Annotated in this window: 16 protein-coding genes; 11 read left to right on the forward strand and 5 right to left on the reverse strand. The window is 59.2% G+C overall.

The window, feature by feature from the left end; translation table 11 throughout:
- The first annotated feature begins 17 nt into the window (after nucleotides 1-17).
- A complete protein-coding gene (mrcA, locus tag ACSJLU_RS23220) occupies nucleotides 18-2,576 on the forward strand; it encodes a peptidoglycan glycosyltransferase/peptidoglycan DD-transpeptidase MrcA (RefSeq protein WP_025304544.1) in 2,559 nt (852 codons plus the stop codon).
- A gap of 51 nt (nucleotides 2,577-2,627) precedes the next feature.
- Here the strand turns inward: mrcA and nudE are convergent, their stop codons facing one another.
- A complete protein-coding gene (gene nudE, locus ACSJLU_RS23225; protein ID WP_015379304.1) occupies nucleotides 2,628-3,182 on the reverse strand; it encodes an ADP compounds hydrolase NudE in 555 nt (184 codons plus the stop codon).
- A 445-nt stretch (nucleotides 3,183-3,627) separates the two neighbouring features.
- Here nudE and ACSJLU_RS23230 point away from each other — a divergent pair, with 445 nt between their 5' ends.
- From ACSJLU_RS23230 to ACSJLU_RS23260, 7 genes are all read left to right on the forward strand, one after another.
- Nucleotides 3,628-5,763, forward strand: a complete 2,136-nt coding sequence (locus ACSJLU_RS23230; protein ID WP_261456855.1) for an intracellular growth attenuator family protein — start codon at nucleotides 3,628-3,630, stop codon at nucleotides 5,761-5,763.
- A gap of 99 nt (nucleotides 5,764-5,862) precedes the next feature.
- Complete coding sequence (gene yrfG, locus ACSJLU_RS23235; RefSeq protein WP_025304546.1) at nucleotides 5,863-6,543, forward strand: GMP/IMP nucleotidase; 681 nt, start codon at nucleotides 5,863-5,865, stop codon at nucleotides 6,541-6,543.
- A complete protein-coding gene (hslR, locus tag ACSJLU_RS23240) occupies nucleotides 6,540-6,947 on the forward strand; it encodes a ribosome-associated heat shock protein Hsp15 (protein ID WP_025304547.1) in 408 nt (135 codons plus the stop codon). The genes yrfG and hslR overlap by 4 nt, the downstream gene beginning before the upstream one ends.
- Nucleotides 6,948-6,972: 25 nt before the next feature.
- Nucleotides 6,973-7,851, forward strand: coding sequence for an Hsp33 family molecular chaperone HslO (hslO, locus tag ACSJLU_RS23245; RefSeq protein WP_025304548.1), 879 nt, complete (start codon nucleotides 6,973-6,975; stop codon nucleotides 7,849-7,851).
- A 194-nt stretch (nucleotides 7,852-8,045) separates the two neighbouring features.
- Nucleotides 8,046-9,665 (forward strand): phosphoenolpyruvate carboxykinase (ATP), encoded by a 1,620-nt coding sequence (gene pckA, locus ACSJLU_RS23250; RefSeq protein WP_043138920.1) that lies wholly within the window; start codon nucleotides 8,046-8,048, stop codon nucleotides 9,663-9,665.
- 126 nt (nucleotides 9,666-9,791) lie between these two features.
- Nucleotides 9,792-10,055, forward strand: a complete 264-nt coding sequence (locus ACSJLU_RS23255) for a FitA-like ribbon-helix-helix domain-containing protein (RefSeq protein WP_004930730.1) — start codon at nucleotides 9,792-9,794, stop codon at nucleotides 10,053-10,055.
- Nucleotides 10,052-10,531 carry a type II toxin-antitoxin system VapC family toxin gene (locus ACSJLU_RS23260; RefSeq protein WP_016930378.1) on the forward strand — a complete coding sequence of 160 codons (480 nt, stop codon included), beginning with the start codon at nucleotides 10,052-10,054 and terminating at the stop codon, nucleotides 10,529-10,531. Before ACSJLU_RS23255 ends, ACSJLU_RS23260 begins: the two co-directional genes overlap by 4 nt.
- Before the next feature lie 32 nt (nucleotides 10,532-10,563).
- On the opposite strand, the gene envZ is transcribed toward ACSJLU_RS23260, so the two are convergent.
- The 4 genes from envZ to cbpA form a co-directional block, all read right to left on the reverse strand.
- Nucleotides 10,564-11,934, reverse strand: coding sequence for a two-component system sensor histidine kinase EnvZ (envZ, locus tag ACSJLU_RS23265; RefSeq protein ID WP_015379311.1), 1,371 nt, complete (start codon nucleotides 11,932-11,934; stop codon nucleotides 10,564-10,566).
- Nucleotides 11,931-12,650 carry an osmolarity response regulator transcription factor OmpR gene (gene ompR, locus ACSJLU_RS23270; RefSeq protein WP_004709363.1) on the reverse strand — a complete coding sequence of 240 codons (720 nt, stop codon included), beginning with the start codon at nucleotides 12,648-12,650 and terminating at the stop codon, nucleotides 11,931-11,933. Before ompR ends, envZ begins: the two co-directional genes overlap by 4 nt.
- 257 nt (nucleotides 12,651-12,907) lie before the next feature.
- Complete coding sequence (locus tag ACSJLU_RS23275; protein ID WP_004930739.1) at nucleotides 12,908-13,213, reverse strand: chaperone modulator CbpM; 306 nt, start codon at nucleotides 13,211-13,213, stop codon at nucleotides 12,908-12,910.
- Between the two features lie 5 nt (nucleotides 13,214-13,218).
- Nucleotides 13,219-14,181, reverse strand: a complete 963-nt coding sequence (cbpA, locus tag ACSJLU_RS23280; protein ID WP_025304550.1) for a curved DNA-binding protein — start codon at nucleotides 14,179-14,181, stop codon at nucleotides 13,219-13,221.
- Between the two features lie 230 nt (nucleotides 14,182-14,411).
- On the opposite strand from cbpA, the gene greB reads away from it, so the two are divergent.
- The 3 genes from greB to feoA all read left to right on the forward strand — a co-directional run bounded on the left by greB (nucleotide 14,412) and on the right by feoA (nucleotide 18,207).
- Entirely contained in the window at nucleotides 14,412-14,885 is a 474-nt protein-coding gene (gene greB, locus ACSJLU_RS23285) for a transcription elongation factor GreB (protein WP_025304551.1), read from the forward strand.
- A gap of 157 nt (nucleotides 14,886-15,042) precedes the next feature.
- Nucleotides 15,043-17,376: a Tex family protein gene (locus tag ACSJLU_RS23290; protein WP_043138931.1), complete on the forward strand. Its 2,334-nt coding sequence runs from the start codon at nucleotides 15,043-15,045 to the stop codon at nucleotides 17,374-17,376.
- A 606-nt stretch (nucleotides 17,377-17,982) separates the two neighbouring features.
- The gene (gene feoA, locus ACSJLU_RS23295) at nucleotides 17,983-18,207 is read left to right on the forward strand and encodes a ferrous iron transporter A (RefSeq protein ID WP_043139125.1); all 225 of its coding nucleotides are present in this window, start codon (nucleotides 17,983-17,985) and stop codon (nucleotides 18,205-18,207) included.
- Nucleotides 18,208-18,213 lie beyond the last annotated feature (6 nt).

Here is an 18,213-nt window from a genome sequence, read left to right on the forward strand (position 1 = left end):
GAAATGGGAAATCTCAGGTGAAGTTCGTAAAGTATTTACTAATCCTTGCAGTATGTTGCATCGTGCTGGGAGCAGCCTCGATTTTCGGCTTGTACAAATATGTCGAGCCGCAGCTGCCCGACGTCGCAACGCTGAAAGACGTACGGCTGCAGATACCGATGCAGGTTTACAGCGCCGATGGCGAACTGATCGCCCAATACGGTGAGAAGCGCCGCATTCCGCTGAAACTGGATCAAATTCCGCCGGTGATGGTGCACGCATTTATCGCCACCGAAGACAGCCGCTTCTATGATCACCATGGCGTCGATCCGGTCGGCATCTTCCGCGCCGCCTCAATCGCGCTGGTCTCCGGCCACGCTTCGCAAGGGGCCAGTACCATTACCCAACAGCTGGCGCGTAACTTCTTCTTAAGCCCGGAACGCACCCTGATGCGTAAAATCAAGGAAGCTTTCCTGGCGGTACGCATCGAGCAGATGCTCACCAAGGATGAAATCCTTGAGCTGTATCTGAACAAGATCTATCTGGGTTACCGCGCCTACGGCGTGGGCGCCGCCGCACAGGTCTATTTCGGCAAAGACGTCAGCCAGCTCACCCTGAGCGAGATGGCGACCATCGCCGGCCTGCCGAAAGCCCCGTCTACCTTCAACCCGCTCTATTCGCACGATCGCGCCGTTGCCCGCCGCAACGTGGTGCTGTCGCGCATGCTGGACGAGCATTACATCACGCAGGCGCAGTACGATCAGGCGCGCGCCGAAGATCTGGTCGCCAACTACCATGCGCCGGAAATCAGCTTCTCCGCGCCGTATCTCTCCGAGATGGTGCGTCAGGAGATGATCAAGCGCTACGGTGAAAACGCCTATACCGACGGTTACAAGGTTTACACCACCGTCACCAAACGGCTGCAGCTGGCGGCGCAGGAGTCGGTACGCAACAACGTGCTGGCCTATGACATGCGCCACGGCTACCGCGGCCCATCCAACGTGTTGTGGAAAGTCGGCGAAGCGGCCTGGGATCGCAAACAGATTGTCGACTCGCTGAAAAACTTGCCGAGCTACGGCCCACTGGCGCCGGCGGTCATCACCGCTGCTAACCCGCAGGAAGCGACGGCGATGCTGGCCGACGGCAGCAGCATTGCCCTGCCGATGGCCACCATGCGCTGGGCGCGGCCGTACCGTTCAGACACTCAGCAAGGCCCAACGCCGAAACGCGTCACTGACGTGGTGCAGACAGGTCAGCAGGTATGGGTGCGTAAAGTGAACGACGCCTGGTGGCTGTCGCAGGTGCCGGACGTCAACTCGGCGCTGGTCTCGATCAACCCGAACGACGGCGCGGTGAAAGCGCTGGTCGGCGGCTTCGACTTCAACCAGAGCAAGTTCAACCGCGTGACGCAGGCCCTGCGTCAGGTGGGGTCAAACATCAAACCGTTCCTGTACACCGCCGCGATGGATAAAGGCCTGACGCTGGCCACCATCCTGAACGATTTGCCGATCACCCGCTGGGATGCCGGCGCCGGCACCGACTGGCGGCCGAAGAACTCACCGCCGACCTACGACGGCCCGATTCGCCTGCGGCAGGGGCTGGGGCAATCGAAGAACGTGGTGATGGTGCGCGCAATGCGTGCGATGGGCGTCGACTACGCGGCGGAATATCTGCAGCGCTTCGGCTTCCCGGCACAGAACATCGTGCATACCGAATCGCTGGCGCTAGGTTCCGCCTCCTTCACCCCGATGCAGCTGGTACGCGGCTACGCGGTGCTGGCGAACGGCGGTTACCTGGTTGACCCGTACTTCATCACCAAGATTGAAGACGACAACGGCAATACGGTGTTCGAAGCTAAACCGAAAGTGGTGTGCAGCAGCTGCAACCTGCCGGTGATCTACGGCGACACCCACCGTTCGGCGGTGCTGTCCGACGACAACATCGAAAACGTCGCCACCTCGCAGGAAGGCAGCAACAGCACGGTGCCGATGCCACAGCTGGAGCAGGTTACCCCGGCTCAGGTGCAGCAGGACGGTGACCAACAGTATGCGCCGCACGTGATCAGCACGCCGCTGGCCTTCCTGATCCACGACGCGCTGAACAGCAACATCTTCGGCGAACCGGGTTGGATGGGCACTGCCTGGCGTGCCGGGCGCGATCTGAAACGTCATGATATCGGCGGCAAAACCGGTACCACCAACAGTTCCAAAGACGCCTGGTTCTCCGGCTATGGCCCGGATACCGTGACGTCGGTGTGGATCGGTTTCGACGATCACCGCCGCGATCTGGGCCGTTCGACGGTATCCGGCGCTATCCCGGATCAGATTTCCGGCGGTGAAGGCGGAGCCAAGAGCGCCCAGCCGGCGTGGGACGACTTCATGAAGACCGCGCTGGAAGGCATTCCTGAGCAGAAAGTCACGCCGCCGCCAGGCATCATCAGCGTCACCATCGACAAAAGCAGCGGCAAGCTCTCCGGCGGTGGCGGCGGCAGCCGTTCCGAGTACTTTATCGAAGGGACGCAGCCGACGGACTACCCATCGCGCGATACCGGCACCACGTTGACCGATCCGGGCGGTGAAAGCCACGAGCTGTTCTGATCGAAAAGGGCCAGAGAAATCTGGCCCTTTTTTTATTCGGCGCGAAGCGTATCAGCGCGACGCGCGCAAAAACGCCTCGGAGAGAAACAGCGCGCTGACGTTGCGCGCCTCACGGAAATCCGGTTCCGCCAGCAACGCCATCATGTTGGCGATCGGCCAGCGCACCTGCGGCAAGGGCTCCGGTTCATCCCCTTCCAGGCTCTGCGGGTAGAGATCGTGGGCCAGCACGATATTCATTTTGCTGGAAAAGTAGGATGGCGCCATCGTCAGCTTACTGAGAAAATCAAAGCGCTTCGCGCCGTATCCCACCTCTTCCATCAGCTCGCGGTTGGCCGCTTCCAGCACGCCCTCTCCGGGATCGATCAACCCTTTCGGGAAACCCAGCTCATAGGATTCAGTGCCCACCGCATATTCGCGGATCAGCAGCAGGTCATCGCCAATCACCGGCACGATCATCACCGCTTCACGATCCGAAGGCCGCATGCGCTCATACACCCGCCGAACCCCGTTGCTGAATTCCAAATCGACCGACTCGACGTTGAACAAACGCGAACGCGCGACCGTTTCCACTTTCAGAATTTTAGGTTTTTGCAGGTGTTTATCCATGATTGCCTCAAAGAGGTTACCCAGGCGTGGACGGGGCAACCGAAATAATGATTGGCGTAACGCACGGCTCGTTGGTGCTCAAATTCTGACCAAACTCAATCCTGATCACATTGTGCGTTAAGGGCAAGCTCCGCCGCAACGAGCATGAACAGTAATTTACTTTCTTTTAACAAGCGTAGCCAGCGGCGGGCGATTTTCCGTACTGATTCAGCAAACAGCACGCATGAAAATAGGATAATGCCGATATCGACGGCAGAGGCCGGTTGCTAGTATCACGCAGGCAAGAATCAGTGATAAAATGGCCTTGCGTCATGAAGGAATGAGATCCAGAGCGAGAATCTGTTTGTTCCCTCATTAGTTCTGGGTGCCTCCTGGCGGTTTACTCCGTATAATATTCAGCTTTTCATCAGGTTGGCGAAATTCACGGGTGTGAGATGGGGATTGCATGAGCACAATAGTGTTGATATTGGCCTTAGTGCTTGTCTGCCTGATTGCCGCCGGCCTGTACCTGTGGTTCAAGACCCGCAACCCGTCGGCGCTGGCGCACGCGTTGCCGTTTATCAAGCCTGCTCACCGCAAGCTGACCGATGAAGAGCGCGCCGCGGTCGAGTTCTACCTCAATCAGCAAAACAAGCTGAGCAACAAACTGTTGCCCGGCGGTGGCGCTACGCTGCCCGCAGCCAAACTGGCGCTCACCCCGCAAAGCGATAACGTTTATCCCGTCACGCACGCCATCACCCGCTACGGTCTGGCCAGCGACGATCCCAATAAATGGCGCTATTACCTCGATGCCGAAGAGGTACATCTGCCGCCGTTTTGGGAACCCTACATCACCGCCGACAACCATGTGGAAGTGATCCGAACCCAGACGCTGCCGCTGGTGATTTCGCTCAACGGGCACTCGCTGAAAGATCATATTCACGACCGGCCGCAGCCGCCGGTGGTGACCGCCGCGCCGACCAAAAACGCTTCCATCCGCAAGGAAGAGAGCGAACATGTCGAGCTGGTGAACATTCGTAAGGAAACGCCGGAAGAGCATGCGCTGAACCGGCCGAACGGCATCCGTGAAGCCGTCATCATCTCCGCCGCGCTGCTGCTGCTGTTCTTCAGCCTGATCAGCCCGGTGCTGGTGATCCCGTGGATGATTTTCGTGGCGGTGCTGATGATCGCCTGGGGATGCTGGAACCTGTTCCGCCGTCCGGCGTCACGCGAGCTGAAAGAGATCCACTGCCTGCGCGGCACGCCGAAGCGCTGGGGCCTGTTCGGCGAATCCGGCCAGGGACAGATCAGCAACATTTCACTCGGCATCATCGATCTTATCTACCCGCCGCACTGGCAGCCGTACCTGACGCAAGACTTGGGCAAGACCACCGATGTGGACGTCTACCTCAATCGGCAGGTGGTGCGCCAGGGCCGTTTCCTCTCGCTGCATGACGAAGTGAAGAATTTTCCGCTGCAGCAGTGGGGCCGCAACGCGGTGCTGGTCGCCAGTTCGGCACTGGTACTGCTGTTGTTGCTGATCTATATCCCGCTCAATCTGCCGCTGACCCTCAGCATGGCCTGGCTGCAAGGCGCGCAAAAAGTGGAAGTGACCAGCGTACAGGCGCTGGAAGCTACGCCGCTGCGCATCGGCGACACCCTGAAGGTGCGCGGCAGCGGCATGTGCTATGTGCCGCCGCCGGCCAACGGTGGCGGCGCCGTCAATTTTGCGCCGTTCGATTGCTCCGGCATTTACTGGAACAACGCCGCCCCACTGCCGCAGCCGGAATCAGAAGTCATAGACAAAGCGACGGCCCTGCTGGCCACGGTCAACAGCCAGCTGCATCCGAGCGGTACCGATCAGAAGATCAACCCGCAGCTGGCCAGCGCCATCGAGAAATCCGGCATGATCCTGTTGGATGACTTTTCTGATATCGTTTTGAAAACACAGGATTTATGCCAGGCAGAAAACGACTGTATGCGGCTGAAAAACGCGCTGGTCAACCTGGGCAACGCCAAAAACTGGAGCGGCCTGGTGAAACGCGCCAGATCAGGCGCGCTGCAAGGCGTCAACGTCCTGCTGCGCCCGGTAAGCGCCGAGTCGCTGGAAAGCCTGACCAAAGTGGCCACGTCGTCGTTCATCTTCAATGAAACGCGTCTGGCCGCCGCGGCGCTCAACAGCCCGCCGCCGGGCGGTTTCCTGATCCGCAGCGATGAAGGTCGACAGTTGGTCAGCCATCCGCAATCCTCAGCGCCGCAGAGCGAATACAACGCTCTTGACCAGTGGAATGAGTTGCAGCGCCTTTCCACTCTGCTGCTGCATACCCCATTCCAGGCGCAGGGGGTGATCACCAGCCTCAGCGTCGATGCCAACGGCACCCGCCACGTGGCGCTGCACAGCGAACCGGACATGATCACCCTGTGGCGCTACCTCGGTACCAGCCTGCTGTTGCTGGCGGTGGTCGTCAGCCTGGGCTATAACGCCTGGCGGCTGGTACAGCGTCGGCGCATCAATCAGCACCGCGTCGCCGATATCCAGCGTTACTACGACAGCTGCTTCAATCCGCAGCTCAATCCGATGTCAATGCGGCCGATGGCCTGAACCTGACGCCGGGGGTCTCCGCCCTGTCATCTGCTTATGCTACGCTAACGCTATTATTCTCATCTGCGGACCGCCCGTCGGTCCGCCCATGGAGTTTTTATGGTTCCCGAGTTTGATTGGCCGCAGATCGATACCGTGCTGCTGGATATGGACGGCACCTTGCTGGATCTGGAGTTCGACAGCCACTTCTGGCTCAGCCTGGTGCCGCAAGCGCTGAGCGAAAGGCGCGCCATTCCGTTCGACGAAGCCCGTCATATCATTGAACGGGAATATCAGGCGGTGCAGCACACCATGAACTGGTATTGCTTCGATTACTGGAGCGAGCGGTTGGATCTGGACATCTACCGCATGACCAGCGAAGTCGGTAGCCGCGCGCGGCTGCGCGAAGACACCGAGCCGTTTTTACGGGCGCTGCGCGACGCCGGTCTGCAAACCATTTTGCTGACCAACGCCCATCCGCACAGCCTGGCGGTGAAAATCGAGCATACCGGCCTCGATCGGCACCTTGATTTATTGTTTTCCACCCACACATTTGGTTATCCGAAAGAAGATCAGCGTCTGTGGCAAGCGGTGCAGCAGCACACCGGATTCAACCCGCAGCGCACGCTGTTCGTCGACGACGGCGAGCCTATCCTCGACGCGGCGCGCACTTTCGGCATTCGTTACTGCCTGGGCGTGCAAAACCCGGACTCCAGCACGGCGGAAAAAAGCTTCCAGCGCCATCCGTCGATGCGCGACTACCGTCTGCTGATACCGGCGCTGGCCAAGGGGGAAGCATGAAGGAAAAAGCGACGCGCGACGACGCGGTCCGGCTGGATAAGTGGCTGTGGGCCGCACGCTTCTATAAGACTCGCGCGCTGGCGCGCGAAATGATCGACGGCGGCAAGGTGCATTACAACGGCCAGCGCGGCAAACCGAGCAAGATTGTCGAACTCAATGCCGAGCTTAAGCTGCGGCAGGGCAACGAAGAGCGTACGGTGATCGTGCTGGCGCTGACCAGCCAACGCCGCGGTGCCAACGAGGCGCAGCAAATGTATCAGGAAACCGAAGCCAGCATCGCCAACCGCGAAAAAATGGCGCTGGCGCGCAAGATGAACGCGTTGACCATGCCGCATCCGGACCGTCGTCCGGACAAAAAGGAGCGGCGCGACCTGATGAAATTTAAATTTGGTGAGCCGGAATAACCCCTCACCGTAATGAGAGAAGATTATGTCCAACCATGACCAATTGCACCGTTACCTGTTTGAAAACTACGCGGTGCGCGGCGAGCTGGTTACCGTCAGCGAAACCTATCAGCAGATCCTGAACAACCACGATTACCCGGCACCGGTGCAAAAACTGCTGGGCGAGCTGCTGGTCGCCACCAGTCTGTTGACCGCAACCCTGAAGTTCGACGGCGACATCACCGTGCAGCTGCAGGGCGACGGCCCGCTGAAGCTGGCCGTGATCAACGGCAACAACCGCCAGGAGATGCGTGGCGTTGCGCGCACCCAGGCGCCTATCGCCGACGACAGCACCCTGCATCAGATGATCGGCAACGGCGTCATGGTCATCACCATTTCCCCGACGGAAGGCGAGCGCTATCAGGGCGTGGTCGGCCTGGAAGGTGAAACCCTGGCAGAATGCCTGGAAGCCTACTTCCGCCAGTCCGAGCAGCTGCCAACCCGCCTGTTCATCCGCACCGGCGAAGTGGAAGGCAATGCCGCAGCAGCCGGTATGCTGCTGCAGGTGCTGCCGGCGCAGGACGGCAACCTCGATGATTTCGATCATCTGGTGCAACTGACCAACACGGTCAAAAGCGAAGAGCTGTTCGGCCTGCCGGCCAACGAAGTGTTGTACCGCCTGTACCATCAGGAAGAGGTCACCTTGTACGAACCGCAGGACGTGCAGTTCCGTTGCACCTGTTCGCGCCAGCGTTGCGCCGACGCGCTGATGACCCTGCCGACCGACGAAGTGGCGGACATGCTGGAGCAGGACGGTAATATCGACATGCACTGCGACTACTGTGGCAGCCACTATGTCTTTGACCCGGTTGATGTTGCCGCTTTGTATGCGGGTAATACCGGCGAAAGCGACCAGTTGCACTAAGTTACACTCCCTCGGCGGGTGCGCCCAGCGCCCGCCAACGCCCGCCGTTTGCACGTTTGCTTTTTTCCGTGTGCTATCTCTCAGATCGTAACGAAATACCGCCTAAAACGTTAAATATTTGATACCCATCGCGGTTACGCACCGTTAGATCCCTACAATTGCCGCCAGAAATTCTGTGACCAAGGAGTAGTAACATGCGCGTTAAAGGTATAACCCCTCAGGATCTGGCCGCTTACGGCATTCACGACGTTAGCGAAATCGTTCACAACCCGAGCTATGAACTGCTGTTTAAGGAAGAAACAGACCCATCTCTGGAAGGTTTTGAGCGTGGGGTAGTCACCAAGCTGGGTGCCGTCTCCGTCGATACCGGCATCTTCACCGGCCGTTCGCCGAAAGACAAATACATCGTCCGCGACGACATTACCCGCGATACCGTGTGGTGGGCCGATCAGGGCAAAGGCAAAAACGACAACAAACCCCTCAGCCCGGAAGTGTGGGCCGATCTGAAACACCTGGTCACCGAGCAGCTTTCCGGCAAACGCCTGTTCGTGGTGGATACCTTCTGCGGCGCCAACGCCGACTCGCGCCTGAAAGTGCGCTTCATCACCGAGGTGGCCTGGCAGGCGCACTTCGTGAAAAACATGTTCATCCGCCCAAGCGACGACGAGCTGGCTGACTTCGAGCCGGACTTCGTGGTGATGAACGGCGCCAAATGCACCAACCCGAACTGGCAGCAGCAAGGCCTGAACTCGGAGAACTTCGTCGCCTTCAACCTGACCGAGCGCATGCAGCTGATCGGCGGCACCTGGTACGGCGGCGAAATGAAGAAAGGCATGTTCTCGATGATGAACTACCTGCTGCCGCTGAAAGGCATCGCCTCGATGCACTGCTCGGCCAACGTGGGCGAGAAAGGCGACGTGGCGGTGTTCTTCGGCCTGTCCGGTACCGGCAAGACCACCCTTTCCACCGATCCTAAGCGTCAGCTGATCGGCGATGACGAGCACGGCTGGGACGACGACGGCGTGTTTAACTTCGAAGGCGGCTGCTACGCCAAGACCATCAAGCTCTCTGAAGAAGCCGAGCCGGACATCTATCACGCCATCAAACGCGACGCGCTGCTGGAAAACGTCACCGTGCTGGCCGACGGCAGCATCGACTTCAACGACGGTTCGAAAACCGAGAACACCCGCGTTTCTTACCCGATCTACCATATCCAAAACATCGTCAAGCCGGTGTCCAAAGCGGGTCACGCCACCAAAGTGATCTTCCTGACCGCCGACGCCTTCGGCGTGTTGCCGCCGGTATCGCGTCTGACCGCCAACCAGACTCAGTATCACTTCCTGTCCGGTTTCACCGCCAAATTGGCCGGCACCGAACGCGGCGTAACCGAGCCAACGCCAACCTTCTCCGCCTGCTTCGGCGCTGCGTTCCTGTCACTGCACCCGACGCAGTACGCCGAAGTGTTGGTGAAACGCATGCAGGCCGCCGGCGCCCAGGCTTACCTGGTCAACACCGGCTGGAACGGCACCGGCAAACGCATCTCGATCAAAGATACACGCGGCATCATCGACGCCATCCTGAGCGGTGAAATCGACAAGGCGGAAACCGTTACCCTGCCAATCTTCGATCTGGCGATGCCGACCGCGCTGCCGGGCGTGAACCCAGAGATCCTCGATCCGCGCAATACCTACGCCAGCCTCGAGCAGTGGCAGGAAAAAGCGCAGGATCTGGCCGAGCGCTTCATCACCAACTTCGACAAATACACCGATACGCCTGCGGGCGCCGCGCTGGTTAGCGCCGGCCCGAAGCTGTAATTCGGTAGCGTTACCTCTTCAGCTAAGGCGCGGATCCCGCGCCTTTTTTTATTTTCATCGATTGCTTTTTAACCAGCAAGGCGAGAAAATAAGTCAATGCAATCATTGATAGCAAAGGAGGTTTAAATGGCGACTATCACCGTCAGAAATCTGGACGACGAAATCAAAGAGCTGCTGCGTATCTCAGCGGCGAAAAACGGCCATTCTATGGAAGAGGAAGCGCGCATGATCCTGAAACAGGCGCTGGTGAAAAAGCCGCCGCGCTATGGATTGGGTACCTGGATGCATCAGCACTTCGCCGAATTCGGCGGCGTTGAGCTGGAGATCCCACCGCGTGACGCCGTGCCGCCACGCATCGTCACCTTTGATGATGAAGATGACAACGCATGATCATTATCGACACCAACGTCATTTCAGAAACGCTGCGTCCCAGCCCGTACTACAACGTCATTAACTGGTTAAATGAAAAGGACAATGACGAGCTCTATCTCAGCGCCATTGTCCTCGCCGAACTGTTCAGCGGCGTCGCCTGCATGCCTGACGGCAAGCGCCAGCGGGATCTCAAGCTGAAATTGGCGGACGCCATTGAATTGAAGTTCGAGGGGCAGATATTGCCGTTTGATGGGCTGTGCGCGATGCAATACGCGGAATTGACGGCAAGGAATCGGCTGCTGGGTAAAGCGATGAGCGTGCCGGATACCCAAATCGCCGCCACCTGCCTGCATTACGGTGCCGCCCTGGCCACCCGCAATACCAAAGACTTCCTCCACTGCGGTATCGAATTAATCGATCCGTGGCAGGCGCCGACCGGCCGCCGGTTGCATGAGGATGCGGCGGAATACTACGTGATGAGCAGAAAGTCCTGACGGGGCCGCAGCGGCGCGGCCCACATCAGAGGTCAGGCGTTTTCCCTGGCCGTTTGATGACCGTTGGTCGACTCTTTTTTCTCCATCGGCAACGGAATATACGCGCGGATCAACAGCCCGCCGCGCTCGCTGGTGCCGATATCCAGTTCGCCGTCATGCGCGTCGATAATACGCTGCACGATCGCCAGCCCCAGACCGGTGCCGCTGGTGCTGCGCGCGCTGTCACCGCGTACGAACGGCTGCAGCAGGTGCTTCAACTCTTCCGGCTTGATACCCGGGCCGTCATCTTCCACCTGGAACCAGCCGCGCTGCAGCTCGCGGCCGCTGCTGACCTTGATCCAGCCGTTGCCGTAACGCGCCGCGTTCACCACCATGTTCACCGCCGCCCGCTTAATCGACAGTGGGTGCACGTTCATCATCAGTTCGCCCGGTGACAACGCGGTTTCAATCACCCGCTCATAACCGCTCTCCGCCGCAACCACCTCGCCCAAAATGGCGTTCAGGTCGCTGCTTTCGGTCGGCATCTCCTGCCCGGTGCGCAGATAATCGATGAACTGCTCGATGATGGCGTTGCACTCTTCGATGTCTTTATTGATCGACTCGGCCAGATAACCGTCTTCGGCGCTCATCATCTCCGTCGCCAGCCGGATACGCGTCAACGGCGTGCGCAGATCATGGCTGACCCCGGCCATCAGCAAGGTGCGATCGTCCGCCAGCTGCTTGACGCCCGACGCCATCTGATTGAATGCGCGAGTCACCGACCGCACTTCGGAAGCCCCATACTCGCGCAGCGGCGGCGGAATAATCCCTTTGCCCACCTGCAGCGCCGCATGTTCCAGCTCCACCAGCGGGCGGTTTTGAATACGAATAAACAGCCAGGCACCGCCGATCGCGAGCAGCATGATCGCCAGCGTATAACGGAACAGCGGAGAGAAGTCGCCCTGATGGATTTCCGTCAGCGGTACGCGCACCCAGATATCGGGTTGCAGCCAGGTTTTCAGCCACACCACCGGGGAGTTCTTGTTCACCTCCACCCGCACATCGGTCGGCCCGCCGAGCTGCTGCGCCATCTGCTGGCTGAGGAACTGGTAGTGCTGCGCCCAGCGCAGGCCGCTCTCCTCCGCCGCCGAGTTGGTGTAGAGAGAAATGCCCAACTCGCGGTAGATCTCACGACGGAACGCTGGCGGCACTTCCAACAGCGTGCCGTCCTCCAGCTGCAGCCGATCGGTCATCAGCATACGCACTTCGTAAGCCAGTACCTTGTTGAACTGCTGCAGGCTGGGCAGGATGGCGAAGTTCAGCACCACCAGATAGGTCGTCACCAGGCTGACGAACAGCAAAGTGACGATCAACAACAGGGTTCGGGCAAACGAGCTACGCGGTGAAAAGCGCAATCGCCTCATGCCTTGCTGCCGTCCGGGACGAAGACGTAGCCGAGACCCCACACGGTCTGGATATAACGCGGATGCGCCGGATCTTCTTCAACCATGCGGCGCAGACGAGAGATCTGCACGTCGATGGAGCGCTCCATGGCGCTGTATTCGCGGCCACGCGCCAGATTCATCAGCTTATCGCGCGACAGCGGTTCACGCGGGTGGCTGACCAGCGCCTTCAGTACCGCGAATTCGCCGCTGGTCAACGGCATCGGCTCGTCTTCGCGGAACATCTCGCGGGTGCCGAGGTTCAGTTTGAATTTGCCGAAAGCGATCACCGCCTCTTCCTGCGAAGGCGCGCCCGGCAGTTCGTTCGCCTGGCGGCGCAGCACCGCGCGGATACGAGCCAACAGCTCACGCGGGTTGAACGGTTTAGGAATGTAGTCGTCGGCGCCGATTTCCAGCCCCACGATGCGATCGACCTCTTCGCCCTTCGCGGTGACCATAATGATCGGCATCGGGTTGCTCTGGCTACGCAGACGGCGGCAGATGGACAGGCCGTCTTCGCCCGGCAACATCAGATCGAGCACCATCAAATGGAAGGATTCACGGGTCAGCAAGCGATCCATTTGCTCAGCGTTGGCAACGCTGCGAACCTGGAAGCCCTGTTCGGTTAAATAACGTTCTAAAAGCGCGCGCAGGCGCATGTCATCATCGACAACCAGGATCTTATGATTCTCTTGCATGGTATTACTCCCAAAGGCTTTATTGCCTGACTCGAATATTGTTAGAAAACCTTGCCATTTGAGACAGCGTTTAATGGTATGTATTCTAGACGAAATTGTTACAAAGCTTATTCTTTTCCCCATTTATCAACAATTTTCAGTGAATGTCGACGGGGGTTCGTCAAAATTTCGCCCTTTATCGGCGCAATGTGGGGCAGCGGCCCAATTTTGTGCAATTTCGCCACCGGGGAAGCGCCCGGTGGCGTTCAGCTGTCGGGTCAGGAGGTCTGCAGGAAACGTGCCAGCTGCCTACGCAGCTGCCGGTTCTCTTGCTGTAGCGCATCAACCCGATCGAGCAGCGTCAGCGCCATGGCGATCCCCGGCCAGTCCAGATCCAGCTCGGCCCGCAGCCTGCGCGCGCGCTGCAGATGGCTCAGCGCCGGATAATCGAACTCCCAGCGCGGCTGCGCCGGCTCCAACGGCACGATCACGCCCAGGCCGACGATCTCGACCAGCTCATCCTCTGAAATCTCCACTCGCTGACACAGCTCCACCACGGTGAATGTGATCTCTTTCTTCATCATGTGCTTTACTCCCATTCCGCGCGCGGGTTGAACGCCGCCTGTTCAGCCAGCTCTCGCCACAGGGCGCTGGCCTTCTCGTTCGGCTTCGGCGGCATCACCACCTTGAGAATGACATACAGATCGCCGGGCTCTTTCTTGCCCGCCAGCCCTTTGCCTTTGACCCGCAGCCGTTTGCCGCTCTGGCTGCCGGCCGGCACGGTCAGCGCGATTTTGCCGGTCAGCGTCGGCACCTCAATGCTGGCGCCGAGCGCCGCTTCCCACGGAGCGAGCGGCGCCACGATGCTCAGGTTGTGGCCATCTATCTCAAACAGCGGGTGCGGCGCGAGGCGGATGACCAGATACAGATCGCCGTTTTGGCCGCCGCCCACGCCGGCAACGCCCTGCCCCTTGAGGCGAATGCGCTCGCCATCGCCCACGCCGGCCGGGATTTTCACGTTCAACGTTTTGTTGGCTTCGCTCACCTGCCGCCCCAGCTCGTCATACACCGGCAGCGTATAGGAGATCTCGCGGCTTTGGCCATGCAGCGTTTCCTCGAGGAACAGCGGCACCTCCATCTCCAGATCCTGGCCGCGGAAGCCATGCCCGCCGTGCGAGTGCGAAGCGGAGCGGTGCCCGCCCGCCGCACGCCCGCCGAACATGCTCTCGAAGAAGTCGGAGAAGTCTTGCGCGTCGGCGCCGCCGCCGTGCCATGAAGCGCTCTGCTGATAGCCGCCGTGATCGCCGCGCGCCTGGCGGCCAAAGTTCGGATCGTTGCGGTGCAGCCGGATCTGATCGTACTCGGCGCGGCGCTCGTCGTCCTTCAGCACCTCATAGGCTTCGGCCAGCTCCTTGAACTTGCTCTCGGCGTCGTCTTCAGTGCTCACGTCAGGGTGATATTTACGCGCCAGCCGGCGGTAGGCCGTTTTGATGGTTTTCAGATCGGCGTTGGGCTCAACGCCCATCGTGGCGTAGTAATCTTTAAATTCCATGCGGTAATACCTTCAATGTGTTGGGTTGTGCGCCAAAATTCCTTGTCTCTCTCGCCAGATATCCTCCTTTCGTCACATTCCTTTTCCGCTATCGCTAAGCATACTCCCGATTGTTAAAAGCTGCGCAAACTGAATAAAAACCGTGCGACAAGGCGCAGGCCCGCGCGCCATTTCTAAAGCCCCCCGCATTCACGTACACTGTGGCGGTGGCCCCATAAAGATAAATCACGATGAGAACTCAACTGATAACCCGTGAAGGGTATGACAAGCTCAAACAAGAGCTGGATTACCTCTGGCGTGAAGAGCGCCCCGAGGTGACCAAAAAAGTGACCTGGGCCGCCAGCCTGGGCGACAGAAGCGAAAACGCCGACTACCAGTACAACAAGAAGCGGCTGCGCGAAATTGACCGCCGCGTCCGCTATCTGACCAAATGCCTGGAGCAGTTGAAGATCGTCGATTACTCCCCGCAGCAGGAAGGCAAGGTGTTCTTCGGTGCCTGGGTGGAGGTGGAGAATGACGACGGCGAGACCAAACGCTTTCGCATCGTCGGTTACGACGAGATTTTCGGCCGCAAGGATTACATCTCCATCGATGCGCCGATGGCGCGCGCCCTGCTGAAAAAAGAGGTCGGGGACATCGCCACCGTCAATACGCCGCTGGGCGAGGCACAGTGGTACGTAAATGAGATAAACTACCCGAAGTAAGCTTTCAGCTTTTTCCGAACCGCCGCCAACGCCGCCGCCTGAGCTGTTCTCCACGCCGCGGCCGCGCGGCGGCGGCCCGCTCCACTGGCATTTTCCGCGATCAATCCGTATAACTGTCCCCTGTTTATTCACCGTTCTCAATACAGATACCAGACCTATGAATGACCCACTGAGCCGCATTATTGCAACAGAACTGCAGGCCCGGCCGGAGCAAGTCGACTCCGCCATCCGTCTGCTGGATGAAGGTAATACCGTGCCGTTTATTGCACGCTATCGTAAGGAAGTCACCGGGGGCCTGGACGACACCCAACTGCGCCAGCTGGAAACCCGCCTGGGTTATCTGCGTGAACTGGAAGATCGTCGTCAGACCATCCTGAAGTCGATCGATGAACAGGGCAAACTGACCGAACAGCTGGCGGGGGCGATCAACGCCACGCTGAGCAAGACCGAACTCGAAGACCTCTACCTGCCGTACAAACCGAAGCGCCGCACCCGTGGCCAGATCGCCATCGAAGCCGGTCTGGAACCGCTGGCGGACACGCTGTGGCAGGATCCGCAACAGCAGCCGGAACAGCTGGCTGAACGCTACGTCGACGCCGACAAGGGCGTGGCGGACGTGAAAGCCGCCCTCGACGGCGCGCGCTATATCCTGATGGAGCGCTTCGCCGAAGACGCCGCGCTGCTGGCCAAGGTGCGCGACTACCTGTGGAAAAACGCCCATCTGGTGTCCAAAGTGGTCGAGGGCAAGGAAGACGAAGGCGCCAAGTTCCGCGACTACTTCGATCACCACGAACCGATTTCCCAGGTGCCTTCGCACCGCGCGCTGGCGATGTTCCGCGGCCGCAACGAAGGTGTGCTGCAGCTGGCGCTGAACGCCGATCCGCAATTTGAGGAAGCGCCGCGCGAAAGCCAGGCGGAGCTGATCATCATCAATCACCTCAACCTACGTCTGAATAACGCCCCGGCCGATGCCTGGCGCAAGGCGGTGGTCAACTGGACCTGGCGTATCAAAGTGCTGCTGCACCTGGAAACCGAGCTGATGGGCACGGTGCGCGAGCGCGCGGAAGACGAAGCGATCAACGTGTTCGCCCGCAACATGCATGATCTGCTGATGGCCGCGCCGGCCGGCATGCGCGCCACCATGGGCCTCGATCCAGGCCTGCGCACCGGGGTGAAAGTCGCCGTGGTCGACGCGACCGGTAAACTGGTGGCCACCGACACCGTCTATCCGCACACCGGGCAAGCGGCCAAAGCCGCCGCCATCGTCGCGGCGCTGTGCATCAAACACAATGTAGAGCTGGTGGCCATCGGCAACGGCACCGCTTCGCGTGAGACCGAGCGTTTCTATCTCGACCTGCAAAAGCAGTTCAGCGACGTCCGGGCGCAGAAAGTGATCGTCAGCGAAGCGGGCGCATCGGTGTACTCCGCGTCAGAACTGGCGGCGCTGGAATTCCCGGATCTCGACGTGTCGCTGCGCGGCGCGGTATCCATTGCCCGTCGCCTGCAGGATCCGCTGGCGGAGCTGGTGAAGATCGATCCGAAATCCATCGGCGTCGGCCAGTATCAGCACGACGTCAGCCAGAGCCAGTTGGCGAAGAAGCTGGATTCGGTGGTGGAAGACTGCGTGAACGCCGTCGGCGTCGATCTGAACACCGCATCGGTACCATTGCTGACCCGCGTGGCCGGCCTGACACGCATGATGGCGCAGAACATCGTCAACTGGCGCGACGAGAACGGCCGTTTCAGCAACCGTGAACAGCTGCTGAAAGTCAGCCGTCTGGGGCCGAAGGCCTTCGAACAGTGCGCCGGCTTCCTGCGCATCAACCACGGCGACAATCCGCTGGATGCCTCCACCGTTCACCCGGAAGCCTACCCGGTGGTGCAGCGCATCCTGGCCGCCACCGAGCAGGCGCTGCAGGACCTGATGGGCAACGCCTCGGCGGTGCGCAGCCTGAAAGCGGTCGATTTCACCGACGACAAGTTCGGCGTGCCGACGGTCACCGACATCCTGAAAGAGCTGGAGAAGCCGGGCCGCGACCCGCGTCCGGAGTTCAAAACCGCCACCTTTGCCGAAGGCGTGGAAACCCTCAACGATCTGCAGCCGGGGATGATCCTGGAAGGGTCGGTCACTAACGTCACCAACTTCGGCGCCTTCGTGGATATCGGCGTGCATCAGGATGGCCTGGTGCACATCTCCTCGCTGGCGGACAAGTTCGTCGAAGATCCGCACACCGTGGTGAAGGCCGGCGACATCGTCAAAGTGAAGGTGATGGAAGTCGATCTGCAGCGTAAACGCATCGCGCTGAGCATGCGCCTGGATGAGCAACCGGGCGAAGGTTCACCGCGCCGCGGCGGCAACGCGCCGGCACAGGCACGCGACAACGCCAACCGTTCGGCAGGCGGCAACAAGGCCAAACCGCGCAATGCGGCGCCGGCCGGCAACAGCGCCATGGGCGACGCGCTGGCGGCGGCATTCGGCAAGAAACGCTAAGTCAGAGCCAATAGGGCGGAGCCTGCTCCGCCCTTTCTGATGAATAAAACTTGCTGCATTTCTTGACCCGTCTCAATAAACCATCATCTTTTTATTTCCCGTTCCTGCGTGACCACCCTCCCATTATTCAGGCAACAAAAATGCCTTCTGCAGCCATTTATTAACAACTCCGTTAACACGCATTTTTCATCTCGCGAATTGTGAGAGAAACACAAATGGTTACCGCTCGCATTACGGTGGAATAATGTTATCGAATTGCCTTTCAGCGGAAATAAATAAAGGGAAAAAGCCATCGATATTTGCAAACGAGAAAACTCGGCTACAAATACGTAACTGATTTAACTCGCCATTCTCATTTGTTCCCAAGTGCAAGCAGTGATAAAACATCGTTAATCAAGACAACGCCATTAAAAACTGCCGTCACCATAATAATTGGTTACAATACCCTTACTTTTTGTATTGAACGCGATAATGATAATTACTATTATTTGCGCTTACTTTATTGCATGACCTTATGGATGAATACCGCCGACGGCGTGGCATTTTCGCCGGCAACGTCCAATTATCATCAGCCCGATGTTCATCGGCACCCGGAAGGTTAATCACATGCAGCTTCAACCTAAACGCACGTATAAGATTGTCGGCTTTTCCGGTGAAATTGCGCCGGCCTACCGCCAGAAATTGTTATCGCTCGGCATGCTGCCTGGCTCTTCATTCGACGTAGTGCGCGTCGCGCCACTGGGCGATCCGATAGAAATTAAAACTCGCCGCGTCAGCCTGGTGCTGCGCAAGAAGGATCTGGCGCTGCTGCAGCTCGACGGCCAGCCCTGACCTCCG

Source organism: Serratia bockelmannii (assembly GCF_051803255.1).
GTDB classification, from domain to species: domain Bacteria; phylum Pseudomonadota; class Gammaproteobacteria; order Enterobacterales; family Enterobacteriaceae; genus Serratia; species Serratia bockelmannii.

What these genes read in the sequence shown, in the direction of transcription:
- pckA (WP_043138920.1), top strand. Translation starts at nt 8,046, where the DNA reads ATGCGCGTTAAAGGTATAACCCCTCAGGATCTGGCCGCTTACGGCATT.
- ompR (WP_004709363.1), bottom strand. Translation starts at nt 12,650, where the DNA reads ATGCAAGAGAATCATAAGATCCTGGTTGTCGATGATGACATGCGCCTG.
- envZ (WP_015379311.1), bottom strand. Translation starts at nt 11,934, where the DNA reads ATGAGGCGATTGCGCTTTTCACCGCGTAGCTCGTTTGCCCGAACCCTG.
- greB (WP_025304551.1), top strand. Translation starts at nt 14,412, where the DNA reads ATGAGAACTCAACTGATAACCCGTGAAGGGTATGACAAGCTCAAACAA.
- hslR (WP_025304547.1), top strand. Translation starts at nt 6,540, where the DNA reads ATGAAGGAAAAAGCGACGCGCGACGACGCGGTCCGGCTGGATAAGTGG.
- ACSJLU_RS23255 (WP_004930730.1), top strand. Translation starts at nt 9,792, where the DNA reads ATGGCGACTATCACCGTCAGAAATCTGGACGACGAAATCAAAGAGCTG.
- ACSJLU_RS23260 (WP_016930378.1), top strand. Translation starts at nt 10,052, where the DNA reads ATGATCATTATCGACACCAACGTCATTTCAGAAACGCTGCGTCCCAGC.
- feoA (WP_043139125.1), top strand. Translation starts at nt 17,983, where the DNA reads ATGCAGCTTCAACCTAAACGCACGTATAAGATTGTCGGCTTTTCCGGT.
- cbpA (WP_025304550.1), bottom strand. Translation starts at nt 14,181, where the DNA reads ATGGAATTTAAAGATTACTACGCCACGATGGGCGTTGAGCCCAACGCC.
- yrfG (WP_025304546.1), top strand. Translation starts at nt 5,863, where the DNA reads ATGGTTCCCGAGTTTGATTGGCCGCAGATCGATACCGTGCTGCTGGAT.
- ACSJLU_RS23275 (WP_004930739.1), bottom strand. Translation starts at nt 13,213, where the DNA reads ATGATGAAGAAAGAGATCACATTCACCGTGGTGGAGCTGTGTCAGCGA.
- hslO (WP_025304548.1), top strand. Translation starts at nt 6,973, where the DNA reads ATGTCCAACCATGACCAATTGCACCGTTACCTGTTTGAAAACTACGCG.
- ACSJLU_RS23290 (WP_043138931.1), top strand. Translation starts at nt 15,043, where the DNA reads ATGAATGACCCACTGAGCCGCATTATTGCAACAGAACTGCAGGCCCGG.
- nudE (WP_015379304.1), bottom strand. Translation starts at nt 3,182, where the DNA reads ATGGATAAACACCTGCAAAAACCTAAAATTCTGAAAGTGGAAACGGTC.
- ACSJLU_RS23230 (WP_261456855.1), top strand. Translation starts at nt 3,628, where the DNA reads ATGAGCACAATAGTGTTGATATTGGCCTTAGTGCTTGTCTGCCTGATT.